The sequence below is a fragment of the Belliella calami genome (genome assembly GCF_022549695.1).
GTDB lineage: Bacteria > Bacteroidota > Bacteroidia > Cytophagales > Cyclobacteriaceae > Belliella > Belliella calami.
The window spans coordinates 25317-44063 of record NZ_JAKZGS010000013.1 but is presented as its reverse complement, the minus strand read 5'-3'; the positions used below and the strand labels follow the sequence as shown (position 1 = coordinate 44063).

The window sequence follows — 18747 nt, the reverse complement described above, 5'->3', positions numbered from 1 at the left end:
ATGTCAGTTGTAGCAAGCCATATAGAAAAACCAAAAACTAAAAATCGGTCAACTAATTCTCCAAATAAGGAAAGTCAGTCATTGATCGATTCAAAACCTATATGGTCTGAAAACTCAATGAATTTGGATCAAGATTCGCTCTTGGATGATACATCCAATTCATTTTTGCTCCAAGATTCCCTTTTTCCTGCTACCGAATCTGATGCATCAAGTGGTAAAGCAAATTCCTCTCCTACTTCAGAAGCAGCAAGTTCTTCCTCAGAAAATACAAACCAACCAACTGTAGAAATTCCAGAAATGGAAGTTTTGCAAGGCGAATCAAATACTGAAGGTCAAGCCCTTGAAACTTCAAATGAAGAAGCTATTTCCTATCCAAGCTCTCCTTATGAAGACCCATCTTTCAACGCGCTAGTCAATGCCAGTGAGCAAGTTGCAACACAGACTTCCCAACATGAAAATCCTGAAGTAGAATCTCAAAGAGCCCAAAGAGCTGCTCCTATCGCAGCAAACGAAAGTATGGGTGCTGCCCAAACAAGTCAGGTTGAAGCGATGGCTGCCCAAGAGCCTAATGAATTTGATGCAGCTGGTTTCAAAGCAGCCTTGATGGCTCAGATTGTGCAGATGCAGCTACCTGCAAATGCCGAAGAAGCTACAGAATTTGATCAGCACAACAACCTCTCAGAAATTCAAAATAACGCTACTTCACAAGTAAACCAAGAGCAAGAACAATCAGCTGGGCCAATAGCAGCAACAAGCGAAGCTGAACCGGCTGTGGATGCAGTTGTAGCGCGTGAAATCGAAGAAATCCCTGATCCAAATATCGGTGAAACTCCAGCGAGCATCTCTGCAAATCGATCAATGCCAAGCCCAAGACCAGAGGGTCAGGTGAGCACTCCACTTCAAGACAATGTTCAGGAAGTAGAGCAACAGATGGAGAGCAATAATATCAGTGAACAGCAACTTGCAAATGCAAATGAACCTAGTTTCACAAATGCTTTAAATAGCACCGAATCAGTTCGAGAACATGCCGACTCAGCTCCTGACCAATTTAGAGCTGGAGAGCAATCCACCCTAGGTGCTACGGCAGAATCTGCCGAAAATATCAGTCAAAGCCAGCTTCAAGAGATGCATGGAGACAGGCAAGCTTCTTTCGAAGGATTGGCACAGACACAAGAGCAAACAGGTGCAAATGATTCCGCTGAAAGAACAAGGATTGCAGCTGACATCAATGCGATTTATGAAAAGACAAAAGCCAAAGTGGAAGGCATTCTCCATACTTTGGAAGAAAAAGTCACGCAGATGTTCACCGAAGCCGCTACCAAAGCGAAGCAACTATTTGAGCAATATGTGGATAGAAAAATGCGCGCATATAAAGCAGAAAGATACAGTGGGGCTGATGGAGCTTTGAGGTGGGGCTATGATAAGCTGGCTGGCATGCCTGATGAAGTCAATGATTTTTTCACTGAAGGAAGACAAGTTTACATAGATTACATAGACAAGGCTCTCGATCCTATAGCGGAAAAAGTAGCCAATGAACTCAATCTAGCTAAGAACACCATTCAGGAAGGGCGAAATGAAATTGCGAAATATGTAGCAGAATTGCCTGAAAACTTACAAAGTATCGGTACAGAAGCTGCCGAAACTATCCAAAGTCAATTTGATAGCCTAGATGACAGTGTCAATGAAAAACAAACAGCATTGGTAGATAGTCTAGCTGCGCAATACATGGAAAGTTTGCAGGAAGTAGATGCCCGTATTGAAGAAATGCAAGCTGAGAATCGAGGTTTGATAGATATGGCTATGGATGCCATTGGTGAAGTAATTGGAGTCATCATTGCACTGAAGGATATGTTCCTGAATCTTTTGAGTGCTATTGCGGATGTCGTAAATACCATCATTGAAGATCCAATTGGTTTCTTGAAAAACTTATTCAGTGGTATAGCTTTGGGATTGGAAAACTTCGGGAAAAACATTCTCACTCACCTTCAGGCAGGATTGATAGGTTGGCTCACAGGAGCCATGGGAAATGTTGGAATCCAAATGCCAGAGGACATATTCTCCCTGAAAGGAATCTTCTCTTTGGCAAGTCAAATCCTTGGATTCACATGGGACAGAGTCAGGGCTATTGGAGTCAAGGTAATCGGTGAGCCAGTGATGAAGGCATTCGAAACTGGCTTTGAAATCATCATGATTTTGAAGAATGAAGGCCTGACTGGACTTTGGGAATACATCAAAGAGCAGTTCAATGACCTCAAAGAACTGGTGATCGAAGGAATCAAGACCATGATCCGAGACACTATCATTGGCGCTGGTATCAAGTGGCTCCTTGGTTTGCTATCTCCTGTTGGTGCATTTATCAAAGCTGCGATGGCAATCATAGATGTGGTCACATTCTTTGTTCAAAAAGCGGCACAGATTATAGAATTGGTCAGTGCATTTGTGGAAAGCGTAAGAGCTGTAGCATCAGGAAGCATCACAGCAGTAGCCAACGCCATAGAAGGCGCACTTGCCAGAGCCATTCCTTTGGTAATTGGGTTCTTGGCAAACCTTCTAGGAATCGGAGATCTCGCCAACAAAGTAGTCGCCATCATCACCAAAATTCAAGAAAGAGTCGCAAAATCAATTACAAAACTTTGGATGAAGATTAAGGAATTGGGTAAGAGCTTCTTGAAGAGATTAGGGTTTGGAGGAGATAAAGATTCAAAGAATGATCCGGAGAAAGACAAAAAAATAGCTGATGGTGAAAAATTCCTAATTGAAGAAGATAAGCGCCAAGATAGAGATGGTGATGGTAAGTTGACAATTGATCAAGTTCAAGAAGTAGCCAGAAAAACAAAAGCCCAACATCCAGTATTTAAGTCAATTACTCCGAGGCTTGAAGGTAAAGAATGGAAATACGACTGGAAAGGAAGTGATGGAACAACTGAACCAGGTTCAAAAACAGATGGAGATAGCACCAGTAATCCAAATGGCTTACCATTGTTAGATATGTATCTTAAGAAGGTGATATTTGATGAAAATAATGGTGGCCTTTCCCAAAGTTTTTCGAATGCAGTAAATGGTGAAGGAAATCTTGTTGAAGGGAAAAAAGTTTATTTTACCCAAGAAAGAGTTGTGGGCGGAATCCCATGCATCTTGATTATGAGAGGAGCAAACATGGCGGATAAAGGCTATGAAAAATTAGCAATTGTAGATAATAAGCTGGTAGTGGCTGAAGAAGGATATCATAGAAATTATATTCCAGAGACGATCTCGGTTTCTAAGGAAGGTAAGGTATTCAAGGCCCAATACAAAACCAAAACATCTAGAGGAGAAGAAGGACCGTGCTTTGAAGTGAAAGTCAGGTTTGATGAGATTTCTAAAGAGGTACCTACCCAAATCCAAAACAGAATAGTTGAAGGAAAGGATTTAAGATTCAAAGAAAACGGCATTCCCCGTGGAGCAACAGATTCAGCTGGCGGAGGTTTTGATAATGCGCATTTGGTTGGTGACAGATTTGGTGGCTCAGGAAGAAATGCAGCATTGAATATTTATCCATCTTCTCCTAAATACAATAGGCAAATAATGTTGAGTAAAGAGAATTTGATGGCATTAAGACTTCCTAGGAATATGCCTTACAACCTAAAAATATCTGCATATATTGAAGAAAGGAACTTTATAAGAGCTTCAAATCTTCAAAAGCTCCTTACTGAAAAATTTGATAGCCAAAATCCAGATCCTCAAAATCCAAATATCGAATTAGATTTGAAAAATGAAATGCAAGCAAACATAAATAAAGATCTAAAAGATCTACCTGGTCAATTTGTAAGAGTTGATTACCACTCTCCACAATATGGAATAAATGAAAAAATAGGTAAAGATGAAGATTATGAAAAATCGGTTGAGGAATTTATAAGTAAAAACAGAGGGGTATAACATCTTTAAGTAAATCTCATAGACCAAAAAGAATCACATCTAATTATACCTTTGCATTGATTTCAAAATAATGACTTTTTGATTTAACAGCTTTGTTTTTCTAAATTATGCAGAGAAAAACTTTAATTAAGGAATAAATTACAACAGAGACAAAGAGTTCGAAAAGAAATCCCTCTGCGTCCTCTGTTCCTTTGCGGTAAATAATGATTGTAAAATAATTTCTCTGATTCAAATAAAAATATAACTGCGCAGACAAAGAGTTCGAAAAGAAATCCCTCTGCGTCCTCTGCTCCTTTGCGGTAAATAATGATTGTAAAATAATTTCTCTGATTCAAATAAAAATATAACTGCACAGACACAGAGTTCGAAAAGAAATCCCTCTGCGTCCTTTGCGCCTCTGCGGTAAATAATGATTGTAAAATAATTTCTCTGATTCAAATAAAAATATAACTGCACAGACACAGAGTTCGAAAAGAAATCCCTCTGCGTCCTTTGCGCCTTTGCGGTAAATAATGATTGTAAAAAAATTTCTCTGATTCAAATAAAAATATAACTGCACAGACACAGAGTTCGAAAAGAAATCCCTCTGCGTCCTTTGCGCCTCTGCGGTTCAAAAAAATAAATTATGACCGAAAATGAAATTTCACAAAAAATAGTTGGTGCTGCTATAGAAGTACATAAACAGTTAGGACCTGGTTTATTAGAAAGCAGTTATGAAGTATGTTTGGCCTATGAACTGAGGCAACTAGGATTGAATATTCAAACTCAAGTAACGCTTCCTGTAATTTATAAAGAGGTGCAATTAAATGCTGGTTATAGAATAGACATATTAGTAGAAAATAAGGTCATTATAGAAATCAAAGCTGTTGATGCTCTTGCCGATATTCACACAGCACAGATTTTAACTTATTTGAGATTAAAGGACTTGAAGCTTGGATTGCTTATAAACTTTAACAGCGTAAGGGTAATTGATGGTTTAAAAAGGATAGTTAATAATTTATAACCAGTAACTTATAAAGTAATTTCTTGCTGCTTTTTGAAAAGATAAACCGCAATGGCGCAAAGGACGCAAAGTAAACATTCTCCGTCCTCTGCGCCTCTGCGGTTCAAATTTAGATATTTTAAAAAGGAAATTAATAATTTATAACGAGTTGCTTATAAGGAATTCTTTGCTGCTTTTTGAAAAGATAAACCGCAAAGACGCAAAGGACGCAAAGTTAACCTTCTCTGCGTCCTCTGCGCCTCTGCGGTTCAAATTTAGATATTTTAAAAAGGAAATAAATAATTTATAACGAGTTGCTTATAAGGAATTCTTTGCTGCTTTTTGAAAAGATAAACCGCAAAGACGCAAAAGACGCAAAGTTAACCCTCTGCGTCCTCTGCGCCTCTGCGGTTCAAAAACTCACAGCCAATACTTCATCTTTCCAATCTGCACTTCCAAATATTCTTTTAGCTCCTCTCCTTCTATCACAGCTATTTCTCCTGGTAATCCTAAAATAAATCTTGCGATTCCAGGGAGTTGTGGAATGTCACCTTCGAAGAAATACTGATTGCGGTTTTTGGTGTACACGAAAGGCTTTGCATCGGGATATTCTTCCATCATCAGTTGATACGCCCGCTTGCTTAATCTCAAATGAATATGGAAATTATTCTTTCCCGAAAACCCAAATAACCCTTGCTCTAAGGGTTCATGCAGTGCCTCAAATTCAAAATTGGTACTGGTCAGTTGAATCTCACCAATTCGCTCTATTTTGAAAACTTTCATCATTTTACTTTCTATCTCAAAAGCATGGATGGCATCAAAATTTTTGTTGAATGAAACTGGTTCTACTAATCTATCCAAAATAGAATCACTGCTGGGTGCGTAGTAATCCTTTAGTATCACTTGATTTTTTCCCTTGATGGCATTTACAATCAAATCTACAAACCTCCCTAGATTTGCATTAAACAATTGATTTACACTTTTTTGAAAGTCAGATCTTAAAGTGATTTTTTGAAGAATAGAATCTTTAAGAAGATTTTTCTTCGGTTGTTTTTTGATCAGATTGCCAACAAAATTTATCTCCTCCTCTGAAAAAGTCCCCAAATTATAATCATCAGGATTTTCAACTCTATCAATTATTCTAAATTTCGAATGTTTTTTTTCAATCTGAAAACCAAGTGCTTCCAACAATTTGAAATATCTATAGATTGTACGTGTATCAGTACCCAAAGTCTCTGCAAGCTTGTGAACAGGCTTCCCGATATTGCTTCTAAGCAAATTGATTAACTTAAATATTCTGAGGATCTTCTGTTGTTCTACTTGGGATGATTGTGCCATAGGTAAATTTTAAAGCCAAAAGATACTTTTAAAAAATCTAAATTCCCATAGATCTCAATTCCTAATTGAATTCTTGCTACTTGAAAAAAAGCAATGCTTCTAAAGCAATGTACCAAGTACCAAGATTTACCACATAAAAAAATTACTCAATCAACCAATAACCTAATCACTCAATAACCTAATCACCCATTCAACCAATAACTCAATACCCTAATAAATTAATTACCAAATCACCCAATCAACCAATAACTCATTCCACTAAAATTTAATTATCTTCTCTTCCTTCCCGTGGCAAAAACTCGATTCACATTGAATCCAATTCTGAATTCTTCTCCAATTCTTCCATTTCCTGCCGCAAGGAGGTATTGCTCGTTGAGTGCTTGGGATGTTACAAAGTACATTTGAAATACGTGTCCACCAGCTTCTACATCAATGCCTACCCCCACATTGTTTCTTAGATCATTATTTAGATTCGGGATATACTGAAAAGTTAAGGAAGATCTTCCTGTAATTTTATATTTCCCACTGAGACCTACTGCCAGATATAAATTTTGATCTCCTTCGATAAAAAATATTGGATTTGGGTCTGTAAAGTATGCCATCATTGGCGAAACCTGCACACTTAATTTATCGCTGAATTTTCTAGCCATCATCAGCTGAGCTGCGAAACTTGTTCTTTCACTAAAGCTTGGGTTTTCGGTTTGTAGAAAAGTATAATCAGATGTATTTACACCGGCACCTCCCATCATTGAAAGGGAAATGGGCATGGCATCGTCTTGTGTTTGCTTCAAAAGATGATATCTTCCATAAAGATTGTAAAACTTATCTCTACTAGATCTTGATGCACCCAATGAAAAATCTTCTCCTAATGCATATTCAAAACTAAATTGAATATTCGCACCATTGTCCAAGCCAAATAGATTTTGAACTCCTCCATTCAAAGGCCCAAAAGTGTGCATAATTGCAAAGTGCAAGGTTTTCTTATCCAGTGGTTCTACTGTAAGCAAATTAATATGTCTAGGTGCATGAAAAATCAAATCTACCTCTTGGGTTTCATTGGCCAATTTCCTTTCCAACTGTGCCATTATTGGCTGAGAAAGAAAAAACATCATTAGTATAAATCTTATCTTCATAACCTATTTTTTAAGTGTTGTCGAAATGCTCACTGTTTGCTCTTCTGCCAGTTCATAGAAAACAACTTTTGGTATTTCAATTTTATAATCTGACAACAAAACTTTGAAACTTGCTTCTAGTTTGATTTCATTGCTTGAAATAGCCGTGATTTTACCTGGTACTTTAATTTGCTTTTCTACACCATGTATTTTGAATGTACCAACCGCTATTACGTCCTTGCTTTCACCTGATTTGAGTGATACCTTTTCATTTATCTTTCCAACAAATTCTGCAAAGGGGTACTTCTTCGTTTCAAGGTAATTCTCCCTCATATGTCGATCCCGAAGCCCAATGCCAGTTTTCAATGTATTTAGATCAATAAAAAAATCTAGATCATTTTTTTCAAGATCAATCAATCCATTGAGTTTATCAGATTTTCCTGTAAACTCATTCAAGGGAGCTTTCGAAAAGAACTCCACATTACCACCTTCAGTCTTATACACTTGTGCAAAAGCTTCCCTTGAAATTGTAAGTACAAAAAGGAAAAAGAAAAAAACGATTTGGTTTTTCATTATCCTCTATTTATGGTAAGTATATCACCTGACCTGCTATTGGAGAAAGATGCCAATGGTCTTGTAGCGGGACCTTGGACTACAGCCCCAGCCGTAGTAAATCTAGAGCCATGACATGAACATATAAATTGATCATTGTTTAGTGCCCAGTTCCTATCACAATTCGAATGAGTACAAACTGACGTCAAAGAACTGAATCCATTTCCTGTGTTTACAACAAGCATTCTTGCTGACGTGATCAAAATCCATCCTCCTGCATTGTTAAGATTTGAAACTTTTGTTAAATCTATAACTACAGAATCACTGTTTACAGTAATTCCTTCTGAAGGAGTTGGTTGATTTGGATTGTTTCCAGATGGATTGGTATCATCATCACTTGCGCATGAAGTAAAAAATCCAACTCCAAACATGGACATTACTGCCAAAGAGCCTGTTTTTTTAAGGAAATCTCTTCTTTGTACCGAAAGATTGCCTATTTTGTTTGTATTTATTTCTTCCATGTCCCCAATTACGAGTTTAAAGTTTGCTTCGGATTACAAACTTCAACAAAAAATATTGTGGAAAGTTTAAATGAAAATGTTAAACAAAAAATTAAAAATGTTTTTTATTCAGAATTTCACTTAAAATAATTGCATCTCTTACTGATTTTGGATTTGAGAGCATTTTTTGATACCGATTATTCTTTGTCGATTTCCTTTTGGAAGTTCTTGATTCACTTACTTTCAATCCTGTTAGGGAAGAATTGATACTTACTTGCTCATCGAGTGTTTTCAACTTTGGAACTTCATTACTTGAAATAGAACCTGAATAATCTCCATACTTGTCATTTTCAGGTTGATTTTTCCGTAGTTTATCAGCACTGGTTACATATTTTTCGGGTTCTGGAGACATTACAGGTTTTGACCATTTTCTCTCTTCTATGACAGTACCTTGCCCAGAATGTTCCAAATCTCTCTCTCTTTCTTTTTGACCTCCTCTTATTTCCTTTAGAAGATCCTCAAAAGAAACAGGTCTTTGTCCTGTATCTTCATTAGGAACTTGATCTGGCAAATTGACATCTTCATTCTTTTTCCCCTTCTTTACAGCGGTGTAAATAAAGTAAATGATTACTGCTACTATATAAATTATATTACCTGCGTCCACGATTTTTCTTTTTGATGATTCTAATATAGTTATAAATTTGTTTCTTGTTCACAATTAATCCGAATAAAGCATGCTATTAAGTAAGCTAGAGATAAAAGGCTTCAAAAGTTTTGGTGATCGTATGGTCATCCACTTCGACAAAGGAATTACTGGTGTGGTAGGTCCTAACGGGTGTGGAAAATCCAATGTAGTCGATGCTATTCGCTGGGTTTTGGGTGAGCAAAAATCTAGAATGCTCCGATCTGATAAGATGGAGAATGTTATTTTTAATGGAACAAAAAATAGGAAACCAACTAATTTGGCGGAAGTTTCATTGACTTTTGAAAACACAAAAAACCTTCTTCCTACAGAATATACCCATGTCACGATTACAAGAAGGTACTACAGAAGCGGTGAAAGTGAATATTTGCTGAATGGTATCGCTTGTAGGCTTAAGGATATCACCAACCTTTTCATGGACACAGGGATCAATTCCAATAGTTATGCGATTATTGAATTGAAAATGATCGAGGAATTATTGAATGACAAAAATAATTCAAGAAGGGATCTATTTGAGGAAGCGGCTGGAATCTCAAAATTTAAGGCTAGAAAAAAAGAAACACTAAGGAAACTAGAAGATACCGATGGCGATCTTGATCGTGTGGAAGATGTACTTTTTGAAATCGAAAAAAACCTCAAAAGCCTAGAAAAACAAGCTAAGCAAACTGCCAAATACTTTGAAATCAAGCAGGAATACAAAGAAGCAAGTATCAACTTAGCAAAAAAATCTGTAGCAAAACACAGCGATACTCTGATAGAACTCAGTAAAAAAATTGAATCAGAGAGTGACAACAAAGTCATGATCAATGCCAAAGTTTCTGAAAAAGAAGCATTTTTGGAATTTAGCAAGGCAGATTTGCTCCAAAAGGAAAAACTACTTTCCTCTAGACAAAAGACGCTCAATGATCATGTGAACAAAATCCGTCAATTTGAATCTGACAAAAAGATAAAGAATGAAAGGTTAAGGTTTCTTGAAGATCGCGCCCAAAAACTGAGAGAACAAATCGATACTGACCGAAAGTCAAATGATCGTGCAGGATTCAGTATCAGGTCATTGGAACAAGAGCTGGATAGTGCCAATAAGCTGCTTGCTGAAAAAGAAGTAACTGTGGAACAATTGCGGGAAGCATTTGAAAACCAAAAGAACTCACAAACTTCCATTCAGGAAAAACAAAAAGAGATAAGCAAAGATTTTTCCATCAAAAAGGATGCTGTCTATCAGCTATCCAAAGATCAGGAGATCAAGCAAATCCAACTATCAACACTGAAGCAAGAATTGGAAAAAACTGCTTCAGATGATAATAGCCAAGAAGCAAATTTGGCGGATTTTGAAGATAAACTACATTTGCTAAAAGAAGATTTGGACAATAAATCATCAGAATTGGCCAAAATCAAAGCCAAGGAAGAAGATCAAAACCAAAAAATCGAAGATCATAATAAAGTCATCGAAATGATCCGTGAGGAAGTCACTCAAACTTCACGAAAATTAGATGCAAAACAAAATGAATTTAACCTAACCAAATCACTTGTAGAGAATTTGGAAGGATTTCCAGAAGCGATCAAATTCTTAAAGAAGAACTCAAATTGGGGCAAAGACACTCCCCTGCTTTCTGATATTTTGACAACTGATGAAAGATATAGAGTGACGATAGAAAACTATCTGGAAGGTTACATGAACTATTATGTAGTCGATACACAAGACCAAGCCATTATGGCTGTCAACCTTCTAAGTGATGCAGCAAGAGGTAAGGCTAATTTCTTTGTTCTGGAGCATTTTGACAGGTTTCAAGCGTCCCAAAACAAGCTTTTTTCAAATGCTATAGCAGCAACTGAAATCATTGAGTTTGATGAAAAATACGCCAAACTTATCAGTTTCATCCTTGATGATGTCTATATCGTCAAAGGTGAGTACCATGACTTTCCAGAAGACCACAATGCAATATTCATTACTGAAAGCGGCAAATTCACTAAAAGGAAATTCAGTATTTCGGGTGGATCAGTGGGATTGTTTGAAGGAAAAAGAATCGGTAGAGCCAAGAACTTGGAGAAACTGGAAAAAGAAATTAAAGAACTCAACAAAAAAGTAAGCTCCACAAGATCAAATCTTGATAAAAAAATAAGCGATCTTCTAAAGTTGAAGGAGGTTTCGTATAAATCAAAAATAGAAGCATTACAACTGGAAATCAATGAAATAAATCAGGAGTATGTTTCGATTAGAACGAAGAAAGAGCAGCTCAGTGAAATGCTTTCTTCTAATGCCAATAAAAAAGAGGATATTCTCGATAGAATAGAAGAATTGCAAGAAAGTCTTTCACAGATCATTCCCCAATTGGAAAATGAAAAGGCGAAATTTGAATATTTGGAAATAGAATTAGAAACCTTGACAGAGCAACTTCAAGGTGAATCTGAGAGCCTCTCACAAAAATCAGCCGCGTTCAATCAAGAAAATATTCTTTATCATCAGCACCTCAATAGAGTCACAAGTCTTGAGCAAGAAATAGAGTTCAAAAGAAGTGCTTTCGAAGGTAGTAAAGAAAGAATTGAAAAATCTCAAGTTGAACACAGTTCAATAGATCAGGAAATCAGGTCATTGCTTGATAATAATGAAATCAAAGATGATGAATTGATTGAGCTATATACAGAAAAAGAAAGCATAGAAAAGGGAGTAAATGAAGCAGAAAAGGAATATTATGCTTCAAGGGGAGAAATAGATACGGCTGATAAGCAGATCAGGGAACTGCAGAAGAGTAAGGAAAGTATGGATACCATTATCCAAGAACTGCACAATGCACTCAATGAAGTCAAGCTGAAACTTAATAGTATGAAAGAACGATTGAGCGTTGAGTTTGAGATAGACTTGGACAGCTTGATGGAAGAAAATCCTGAGGTGGACGAAACGTACTTGAGTTTGGATGATTCCGAAATCCGTCAGATTGTGCAGAAATGTAAAGAAAGACTCGATAAGATTGGCCCAATCAATCCAATGGCAATGGAAGCGTATGATGAAATCAAAGGAAGGCATACTTTTATCACTGCTCAAAAAGAAGATTTGGTAAAAGCCAAAAATTCATTGATGGAAACAATCAAAGAAATCGATCAGGTAGCAAAAGAGACGTTTTTGGATGCTTTTGGGAAAATCAAGGAGAATTTCGTCAAAGTGTTCAGGTCTTTGTTTACTGAGGAAGATGATTGCGACTTGAAACTAGTAGATCCAGATAATCCATTGGAGAGTCCAATTGAGATTATGGCAAAGCCAAAAGGCAAAAGACCTTTGACAATCAACCAACTTTCGGGTGGTGAAAAAACTTTGACAGCCACTTCACTCCTATTTTCAATTTATCTATTGAAGCCTGCGCCATTTTGTATTTTTGACGAAGTGGATGCACCGTTGGATGACGCAAACATTGATAAGTTCAACAATATCATACAAACTTTCTCGAAAGAGTCACAATTTATCATTGTCACCCATAATAAACGCACCATGGCAAGTACGGATATTATTTATGGAATCACGATGATTGAAGCTGGCGTTTCCAGAGTTGTACCAGTTGATTTGAGAGAATTGGTTTAAGTTAGCATATTTAAGGGTTCACCCAAGCGAAATGTTATTCTAAAAAAAATCCATCCAATAAAATGAGAGCAGAAGGTTGGCGAATTCTTCATGAATTTGACTTTTGACTTTAACCCTTGCTTCTAATCAGGTAATCCTATGAATTTTCACCATTAATTCCAGAATTTGTTAAAAACCAATAATAATTATGATTTTTAACATTTACTGGTTAAATTTTAAACCAAAATTAACTCATCTTAATACCTAACACTATGAAAAAGCATTCAATATTAATGATGGCCTTGACATTTTTGATTTTTAGTTGCGGAAAAGAAGAAGTTTTCAACCCTAAAGTCATTATTGCTGGTAAATTATTAAATACAGAAGTAAAAGAGATTAACATTTATCAAGATCAAGAGATTGCAAAGACTTCAGTATCTGAAGATGGAAGTTTTCAACTTGAATTTGATGCAGAATCATCCGAAAATTATTCGGTAAGAGCAGGTCGCGAAGGTTTTAGTCTATTTTTAAGTCCCGGAGACAGTGTATTTGTTGAAGTTGACTCTGAAGATTTCAAAAATTCATTTAAACTTCACGGAGATCATGTTTCTGAAAACACTTTTATTTTCGAGAAGGATAAACTCTACAGGGACAGTGGAATGGGCAACATGATGGAATTGATGAAGTTGGATAAAGAGGCTTATTTTGCAAAAAAGAATGAATTCTTTGCTACGCTTACTTCACAATTGGAAGATCTTAACCAAAAAGAAGGAATTGATGAAGAATTTGTAAAATTAGAAGAAGCTTACATCGAATATCAGCCATTACTTTTGGATAGTCAATATCCTATGTATCACGCATATGTCAATAAGGTTAGTCAAGATTCTGTTGATTTTCCGAAAGAGGAAGTGAAAACAAAAATTGCTGCATTGGATCTAAACAGATCAGATTTGCTGAAGTCAGGATCCTACAAAGCATTGATAGACCGTAGAATAGGTGACACGGTAAGCGAAATAATGAAGCAAGATACAACACTAGCAAAAAGCTCAGAGGGATATGAAAAAGCGAGATTTATGGCGATGGACAGCTTGCTACAAAACCAAGAAGTCAAAGATCAGTTTTTGTTTGATTACATCAAATCTAACTTAGAATACAGAGGTCCTGTTCATGTCAAATCTTCCTATGACAAGTTTATAGCTGAAAACCAAAGTCCAAAACTTCAATCAAAACTTGAAGCCATCAAGCAAAAATGGGATCCAATCATGCCTGGACAGGAAGTGCCTGATTTCAATTTTGTGAATATGGAAGGAGATGAAGTGAAACTGAGCGATTTGAAAGGAAATTTGGTGTATATAGATATTTGGGCAACTTGGTGTGGACCTTGCATCGCTGAGCACCCACATTGGGACAAGATGAAAGAGGAATACAAAGATAAGGACATTTCATTTTTGACGGTGTCTATTGATGATAGTAAAGAACCTTGGGAAAAAATGGTCAAAGCCAAAAATATGGAAGGATTGCAGTGGTTCACAGAAAACGCTTGGAGATCTGAAATCGCACAACATTTTATGGTGAATGCAATCCCAAGATTTCTACTTTTGGACAAAGAAGGAAAAGTCCTAGATCCATCTGCTGATAGACCATCTGGGAAAATCAGAGAAACTGTTGATAAACATCTCTAATAGAAACTCTTAATATTTAAAACATTAACTAGCAAAGGGGAAAAGCTTTAAAACTTTTCCCCTTATTTTTTATGAAAAAAATTTTAGGTCAATGCATTTTTCTATAAAATTTTTGTGGTAGATTTTCGGTAAAATTTTAAAGATCATTTATGAAAAAAACGCTACTTCTACTTAGTTTAATATTGCTTACAAATCAGTTGTTTAGCCAAGAAACTATCAAATTCAAAAAAGGATTTATTGGAATCAGTTTGGGTACATCAATTTATGTGGGTAGTGAGTACAGGGTTGTAAATGATGTTGTAAATACTCCAAGTTATGGCAATAGCACAGATTCTTTCCGCCCAGCTTTAGCTATTAGACCAGGTACATTTGGACTCAATCTTAACTTGATAGATGCTGGATATGATATTTGGAAAGGAATTGGGCTCAACCTTAGATGGCAAGGTGGAGCTTATGTAATTTCAAAATACAATGAAAATTTAATAGTAAACTACGGTGGAATTATGGTTGGTCCAATGTATTCTATCTATCTAAATGAAGAATTGACAATTGACTTGAAAAGTAGGTTTGGACGTTCATATTTTGGTTCGTCACATGAAGTAGATTATGGTTATGGTAATGGAAAATTCAAGAATGAATTCAATTACTACAATCTCTCAGTAGATGCTGGAATAAGCCTAAGATATAATTTTGCAAAAAAATGGACAATAATCAGCAATTTGGAATATCAATATTTTTATTCTGGTATGAAAGAAAGTTTAGATAGAATAAATGTATCTACAGGTATTGGGTTTAGATTTTAATCGGTGATACTTCTTTTTGTCATATACAAGTTAAGCAGTATCTTGGGAGCCTGATTTGAAATAAAATTATGCTTGAAGCTCTTGATAATAGCACCCTGAATTTTAATCAGGATTCCCTTTTGCTTTTGAATATTTCACTGGCTGTCATTATGTTTGGGGTTGCCTTGGATCTCAGGGTTTCTGATTTCACTGCAATATGGAAAGAGCCAAAATCATTCCTTGCAGGAATTCTAAGTCAGTTCCTTTTTCTTCCATTTTTGACGTGGATATTCATATTGATTATTCAACCTCCGCCATCTGTAGCTTTAGGGATGTTTTTGGTGGCAGCTTGTCCAGGTGGAAATGTCTCCAATTTTATAAGCCACCTAGCAAAAGGAAATTCGGCACTTTCTGTAAGCTTGACAGCCTTTTCTACCCTTTTCTCTATATTTCTTACCCCATTCAACTTTAAGTTTTGGTCTAGTATTTACGATCCTACAGCAAAGATTCTTCGGGAAATCAACCTCGAATACTTAGACATTTTCCAAACTGTAGCACTCATTCTTGGAGTTCCATTGATTCTAGGAATCCTGATAAATAAAAAATTCCCGACTTGGAGTAATAAAGCGACCAAAATCCTTAAACCATTAAGTATTTTGATTTTTGCAGGATTTGTTGGGATAGCATTTTTTGGTAACTACCAGCTATTTATCCAGTTTATTGGATTGATTTTCCTTTGGGTATTAGGGCATAATTTCTTGGCTCTTTTTTCTGGGTACTCTTTGGCAAAATTTTTCAAGCTCAACTTGCCCGATACCAAGACATTAACTATAGAGACAGGAATACAAAACTCAGGATTAGGTTTAGTTTTGATATTCACCTATTTTGATGGTTTGGGAGGAATGGCTATTATTGCTGCATGGTGGGGAATTTGGCACATCATTTCAGGAATGAGTATTGCGTTTCTATGGAAGAATTCAATATAAATCCATCTACAGATCATCATCTTTAATACATGAAATATATTGTCAACGAATTTCTGAGGATAATTGTCAAAATTGCACTAAACATATATTATAAAAAAATATATGTAGAAGGAAAGAGTAACATCCCAAAAGGAAAAGCTGTATTAATTGTTAGCAATCACCAAAATGCATTGATTGACCCTCTACTCTTGGCCACGCATGCAGGCTTAAAACCATATTTTTTGACAAGAGCTTCAGTCTTTGGAAGTCCATTTGTTGCCAAGCTTTTAGATTTTATCCAAATGTTTCCAATCTATCGAGTAAGGGACGGGGTCAAAAACATGGAGAAAAATCAGGTCACTTTTGACAAAAGTGTGAATGTTCTGTTGAAAAAAGGAACAATGTTGATCTTTGGAGAAGGGAGTCATAGCACCTTAAGAAACTTGAGATCTTTGAAAAAAGGGTTCTCTCGAATTGCATTTCAAGCGCTTGAAAAAAATGACGCCTTGGATTTGGTAATACTTCCAGTCGCTATCAATTATAGCAATCACAATCATTCTGGAACGAATGTTCGAATCAGCTTTGGGAAAGTGATTGACCCAAAAGTATATTTCCCCAATCATGACGCATTGATTAAAACTACCTCTGCCTCACTTGCACCATTGATTGTAGAAATACCAGAACATAGCTATCATAAAGATTTACAATCACTGATTGACCATAAAATTGACATCACTTCACCACAAGCTGTTTCAGGTTTTTTGAATCAAAAAACAAGTATTGAACAGCCATCAAAGAAGGTGAAAAAACCATATCTGCGAAACAAACTTATGAAACTTTTTCACCTTCCAATCTACTGGATTTGGTTGTGGATGTCTCCCAAGGTAAAGGATATTGCATTTATTGCAACTTTTAAGTTTGTCATAGGTTTGGTAGGACTTCCAGTTTGGTACGCAACAGTTTATTTTTCACTGACTGCTATTGGCCATCAAGACTGGGCTATAACCTATTTGTTTTTAGCCATCTTATTCCTATTTACAAACAAAAATGGACAAGCTTAAAAGTTTACGAAGATCAAAGTAAAAAGTATAATTTACATAGAGATTAGAGCGATCTTAGATCGTTGCGTCAGCCAATTTTCCAATCTTGAAATTTTCTAATCTTAAATCTGTACGAAGTACAAAGTATAATGTACAAAGAGATTAAAGCGATCTTAGATCGTTGCGCCAGCCAATTTTCCAATCTTGAAATTTTCTAATCTTTAAATAGATTCCCCCACTCCTAAGTATATTTTTTTATCTTTGTAGTATTAGTATAAACCCAAATTCTTAGAAAAATGGAACAAGATTTTCTCCCATTGTTAGGGACAGACTACATCGAGTTATATGTAGGAAACGCAAAGCAATCAGCACTTTATTATCAATATGCTTTTGGCTATGAGCTGATCGCTTATGCAGGTCCAGAGACTGGCATCAAAGACAGAGCTTCTTATGTTTTGAAACAGGACAAAATCAGACTTGTGTTAACATCACCGCTTCACCAAGATCACCCAATCGCTGACCATATCAAAAAACATGGTGACGGAGTCAAAGTACTGGCTCTTTGGGTAGATGATGCAGAAAAATCATGGAAAGAAACAACCTCCAGAGGTGCTGAATCCTATTCAGAACCACAAATAATTTCTGATGAAAATGGTGAAGTCAAAATAGCATCAATCAGAACATATGGAGAAACTATCCACACTTTTGTGGAAAGAAAAAATTACAAAGGTATCTTCCTACCTGGATATAAACCTAGAAAAAGCGAATATAAACCCACATCAATCGGCCTGAAATACATCGACCATTGTGTTGGAAACGTAGGCTGGGGTGAGATGAACAAATGGGTGAAATTCTATGAAGATGTCATGGGTTTCAAATTGTTGATCACATTTGATGACAATGATATCTCTACTGAGTATTCTGCATTGATGTCCAAAGTAGTCTCCAACGGAAATGGCTATATCAAATTTCCGATTAATGAACCTGCTGAAGGAAAGAAAAAATCACAAATAGAGGAATACCTTGATTTTTACAATGGTGCTGGTGTGCAACATATGGCTATTGCAACCGATGATATTGTCCATACAGTAACCGAATTGAGAAAAAGAGGCGTTGAGTTCTTGGAAGTACCTAGCTCGTATTATGATGATTTGTTGGACAGAGTTGGTGAAATCGATGAAGATCTCCAACCTCTGAAAGACCTCAATATCCTTGTAGACAGGGATGATGAAGGTTATTTGCTCCAAATCTTCACAAAACCGATTCAGGATAGGCCTACCCTATTTTTCGAGATCATTCAAAGAAAAGGTGCAAAATCTTTTGGCAAAGGTAATTTCAAAGCGCTGTTTGAAGCTATAGAAAGAGAACAAGAGTTGAGAGGCAATTTGTAAAATGATAAACTCCGGGGATTTTTTCTCGGAGTTTTTTTTCTCACAAAGGTTGAGAAGGTGTAAAGGATGTTGAGTTTTGTTTGGTGTTTGTTTCAGACAAAGGAGTGAGCAAAGACGCTGAGGGATGTTTGTTTGAGATTATAATGTCATAAGCCTTCCAATAAGGATACGGAACAGACTTTTCAGTGCAAGTCTTGCTTTTCTAATTTTTGCCTTCTGCCTCTTGTCTCGAATC

At 36.3% G+C, this 18747-nt stretch carries 13 protein-coding genes; 8 read left to right on the top strand and 5 right to left on the bottom strand.

Features of this window, described 5'->3' with window-relative positions; genetic code table 11:
- Positions 1–3915, top strand: a complete 3915-nt coding sequence (locus MM236_RS14330; protein WP_241275679.1) for a phage tail protein — start codon at positions 1–3, stop codon at positions 3913–3915.
- A gap of 625 nt (positions 3916–4540) precedes the next feature.
- Positions 4541–4918 carry a GxxExxY protein gene (locus MM236_RS14325; protein ID WP_241275678.1) on the top strand — a complete coding sequence of 126 codons (378 nt, stop codon included), beginning with the start codon at positions 4541–4543 and terminating at the stop codon, positions 4916–4918.
- 399 nt (positions 4919–5317) lie between these two features.
- Here the strand turns inward: MM236_RS14325 and MM236_RS14320 are convergent, their stop codons facing one another.
- The 5 genes from MM236_RS14320 to MM236_RS14300 form a co-directional block, all read right to left on the bottom strand.
- Positions 5318–6235 carry a helix-turn-helix transcriptional regulator gene (locus tag MM236_RS14320; RefSeq protein WP_241275677.1) on the bottom strand — a complete coding sequence of 306 codons (918 nt, stop codon included), beginning with the start codon at positions 6233–6235 and terminating at the stop codon, positions 5318–5320.
- 269 nt (positions 6236–6504) lie between these two features.
- Positions 6505–7368 (bottom strand): DUF5777 family beta-barrel protein, encoded by an 864-nt coding sequence (locus tag MM236_RS14315; protein ID WP_241275676.1) that lies wholly within the window; start codon positions 7366–7368, stop codon positions 6505–6507.
- Between the two features lie 3 nt (positions 7369–7371).
- A complete protein-coding gene (locus MM236_RS14310; RefSeq protein WP_241275675.1) occupies positions 7372–7920 on the bottom strand; it encodes a YceI family protein in 549 nt (182 codons plus the stop codon).
- The gene (locus MM236_RS14305) at positions 7920–8420 is read right to left on the bottom strand and encodes a QcrA and Rieske domain-containing protein (RefSeq protein WP_241275674.1); all 501 of its coding nucleotides are present in this window, start codon (positions 8418–8420) and stop codon (positions 7920–7922) included. The genes MM236_RS14310 and MM236_RS14305 overlap by 1 nt, the downstream gene beginning before the upstream one ends.
- A gap of 91 nt (positions 8421–8511) precedes the next feature.
- Positions 8512–9063, bottom strand: coding sequence for a hypothetical protein (locus MM236_RS14300; RefSeq protein WP_241275673.1), 552 nt, complete (start codon positions 9061–9063; stop codon positions 8512–8514).
- A 70-nt stretch (positions 9064–9133) separates the two neighbouring features.
- Here MM236_RS14300 and smc point away from each other — a divergent pair, with 70 nt between their 5' ends.
- The 6 genes from smc (at position 9134) to hppD (ending at position 18512) form a co-directional block, all read left to right on the top strand.
- Positions 9134–12673, top strand: coding sequence for a chromosome segregation protein SMC (gene smc, locus MM236_RS14295; protein WP_241275672.1), 3540 nt, complete (start codon positions 9134–9136; stop codon positions 12671–12673).
- 251 nt (positions 12674–12924) lie between these two features.
- Positions 12925–14334, top strand: a complete 1410-nt coding sequence (locus MM236_RS14290) for a TlpA family protein disulfide reductase (protein ID WP_241275671.1) — start codon at positions 12925–12927, stop codon at positions 14332–14334.
- Between the two features lie 149 nt (positions 14335–14483).
- The gene (locus MM236_RS14285; RefSeq protein ID WP_241275670.1) at positions 14484–15137 is read left to right on the top strand and encodes a hypothetical protein; all 654 of its coding nucleotides are present in this window, start codon (positions 14484–14486) and stop codon (positions 15135–15137) included.
- 68 nt (positions 15138–15205) lie between these two features.
- Entirely contained in the window at positions 15206–16102 is an 897-nt protein-coding gene (locus tag MM236_RS14280; RefSeq protein WP_241275669.1) for a bile acid:sodium symporter family protein, read from the top strand.
- Positions 16103–16131: 29 nt separating this feature from the next.
- A complete protein-coding gene (locus MM236_RS14275; protein WP_241275668.1) occupies positions 16132–17142 on the top strand; it encodes a 1-acyl-sn-glycerol-3-phosphate acyltransferase in 1011 nt (336 codons plus the stop codon).
- 275 nt (positions 17143–17417) lie between these two features.
- A complete protein-coding gene (gene hppD / locus MM236_RS14270) occupies positions 17418–18512 on the top strand; it encodes a 4-hydroxyphenylpyruvate dioxygenase (RefSeq protein WP_241275667.1) in 1095 nt (364 codons plus the stop codon).
- Positions 18513–18747 lie beyond the last annotated feature (235 nt).

Excerpts from the sequence above, each read along its gene's own strand:
- MM236_RS14310 (WP_241275675.1), bottom strand. The coding sequence starts at position 7,920 with ATGAAAAACCAAATCGTTTTTTTCTTTTTCCTTTTTGTACTTACAATT.
- MM236_RS14290 (WP_241275671.1), top strand. The coding sequence starts at position 12,925 with ATGAAAAAGCATTCAATATTAATGATGGCCTTGACATTTTTGATTTTT.
- smc (WP_241275672.1), top strand. The coding sequence starts at position 9,134 with ATGCTATTAAGTAAGCTAGAGATAAAAGGCTTCAAAAGTTTTGGTGAT.
- MM236_RS14315 (WP_241275676.1), bottom strand. The coding sequence starts at position 7,368 with ATGAAGATAAGATTTATACTAATGATGTTTTTTCTTTCTCAGCCAATA.
- MM236_RS14305 (WP_241275674.1), bottom strand. The coding sequence starts at position 8,420 with ATGGAAGAAATAAATACAAACAAAATAGGCAATCTTTCGGTACAAAGA.
- MM236_RS14320 (WP_241275677.1), bottom strand. The coding sequence starts at position 6,235 with ATGGCACAATCATCCCAAGTAGAACAACAGAAGATCCTCAGAATATTT.
- MM236_RS14285 (WP_241275670.1), top strand. The coding sequence starts at position 14,484 with ATGAAAAAAACGCTACTTCTACTTAGTTTAATATTGCTTACAAATCAG.
- MM236_RS14330 (WP_241275679.1), top strand. The coding sequence starts at position 1 with ATGTCAGTTGTAGCAAGCCATATAGAAAAACCAAAAACTAAAAATCGG.
- MM236_RS14280 (WP_241275669.1), top strand. The coding sequence starts at position 15,206 with ATGCTTGAAGCTCTTGATAATAGCACCCTGAATTTTAATCAGGATTCC.
- MM236_RS14325 (WP_241275678.1), top strand. The coding sequence starts at position 4,541 with ATGACCGAAAATGAAATTTCACAAAAAATAGTTGGTGCTGCTATAGAA.
- MM236_RS14275 (WP_241275668.1), top strand. The coding sequence starts at position 16,132 with ATGAAATATATTGTCAACGAATTTCTGAGGATAATTGTCAAAATTGCA.
- hppD (WP_241275667.1), top strand. The coding sequence starts at position 17,418 with ATGGAACAAGATTTTCTCCCATTGTTAGGGACAGACTACATCGAGTTA.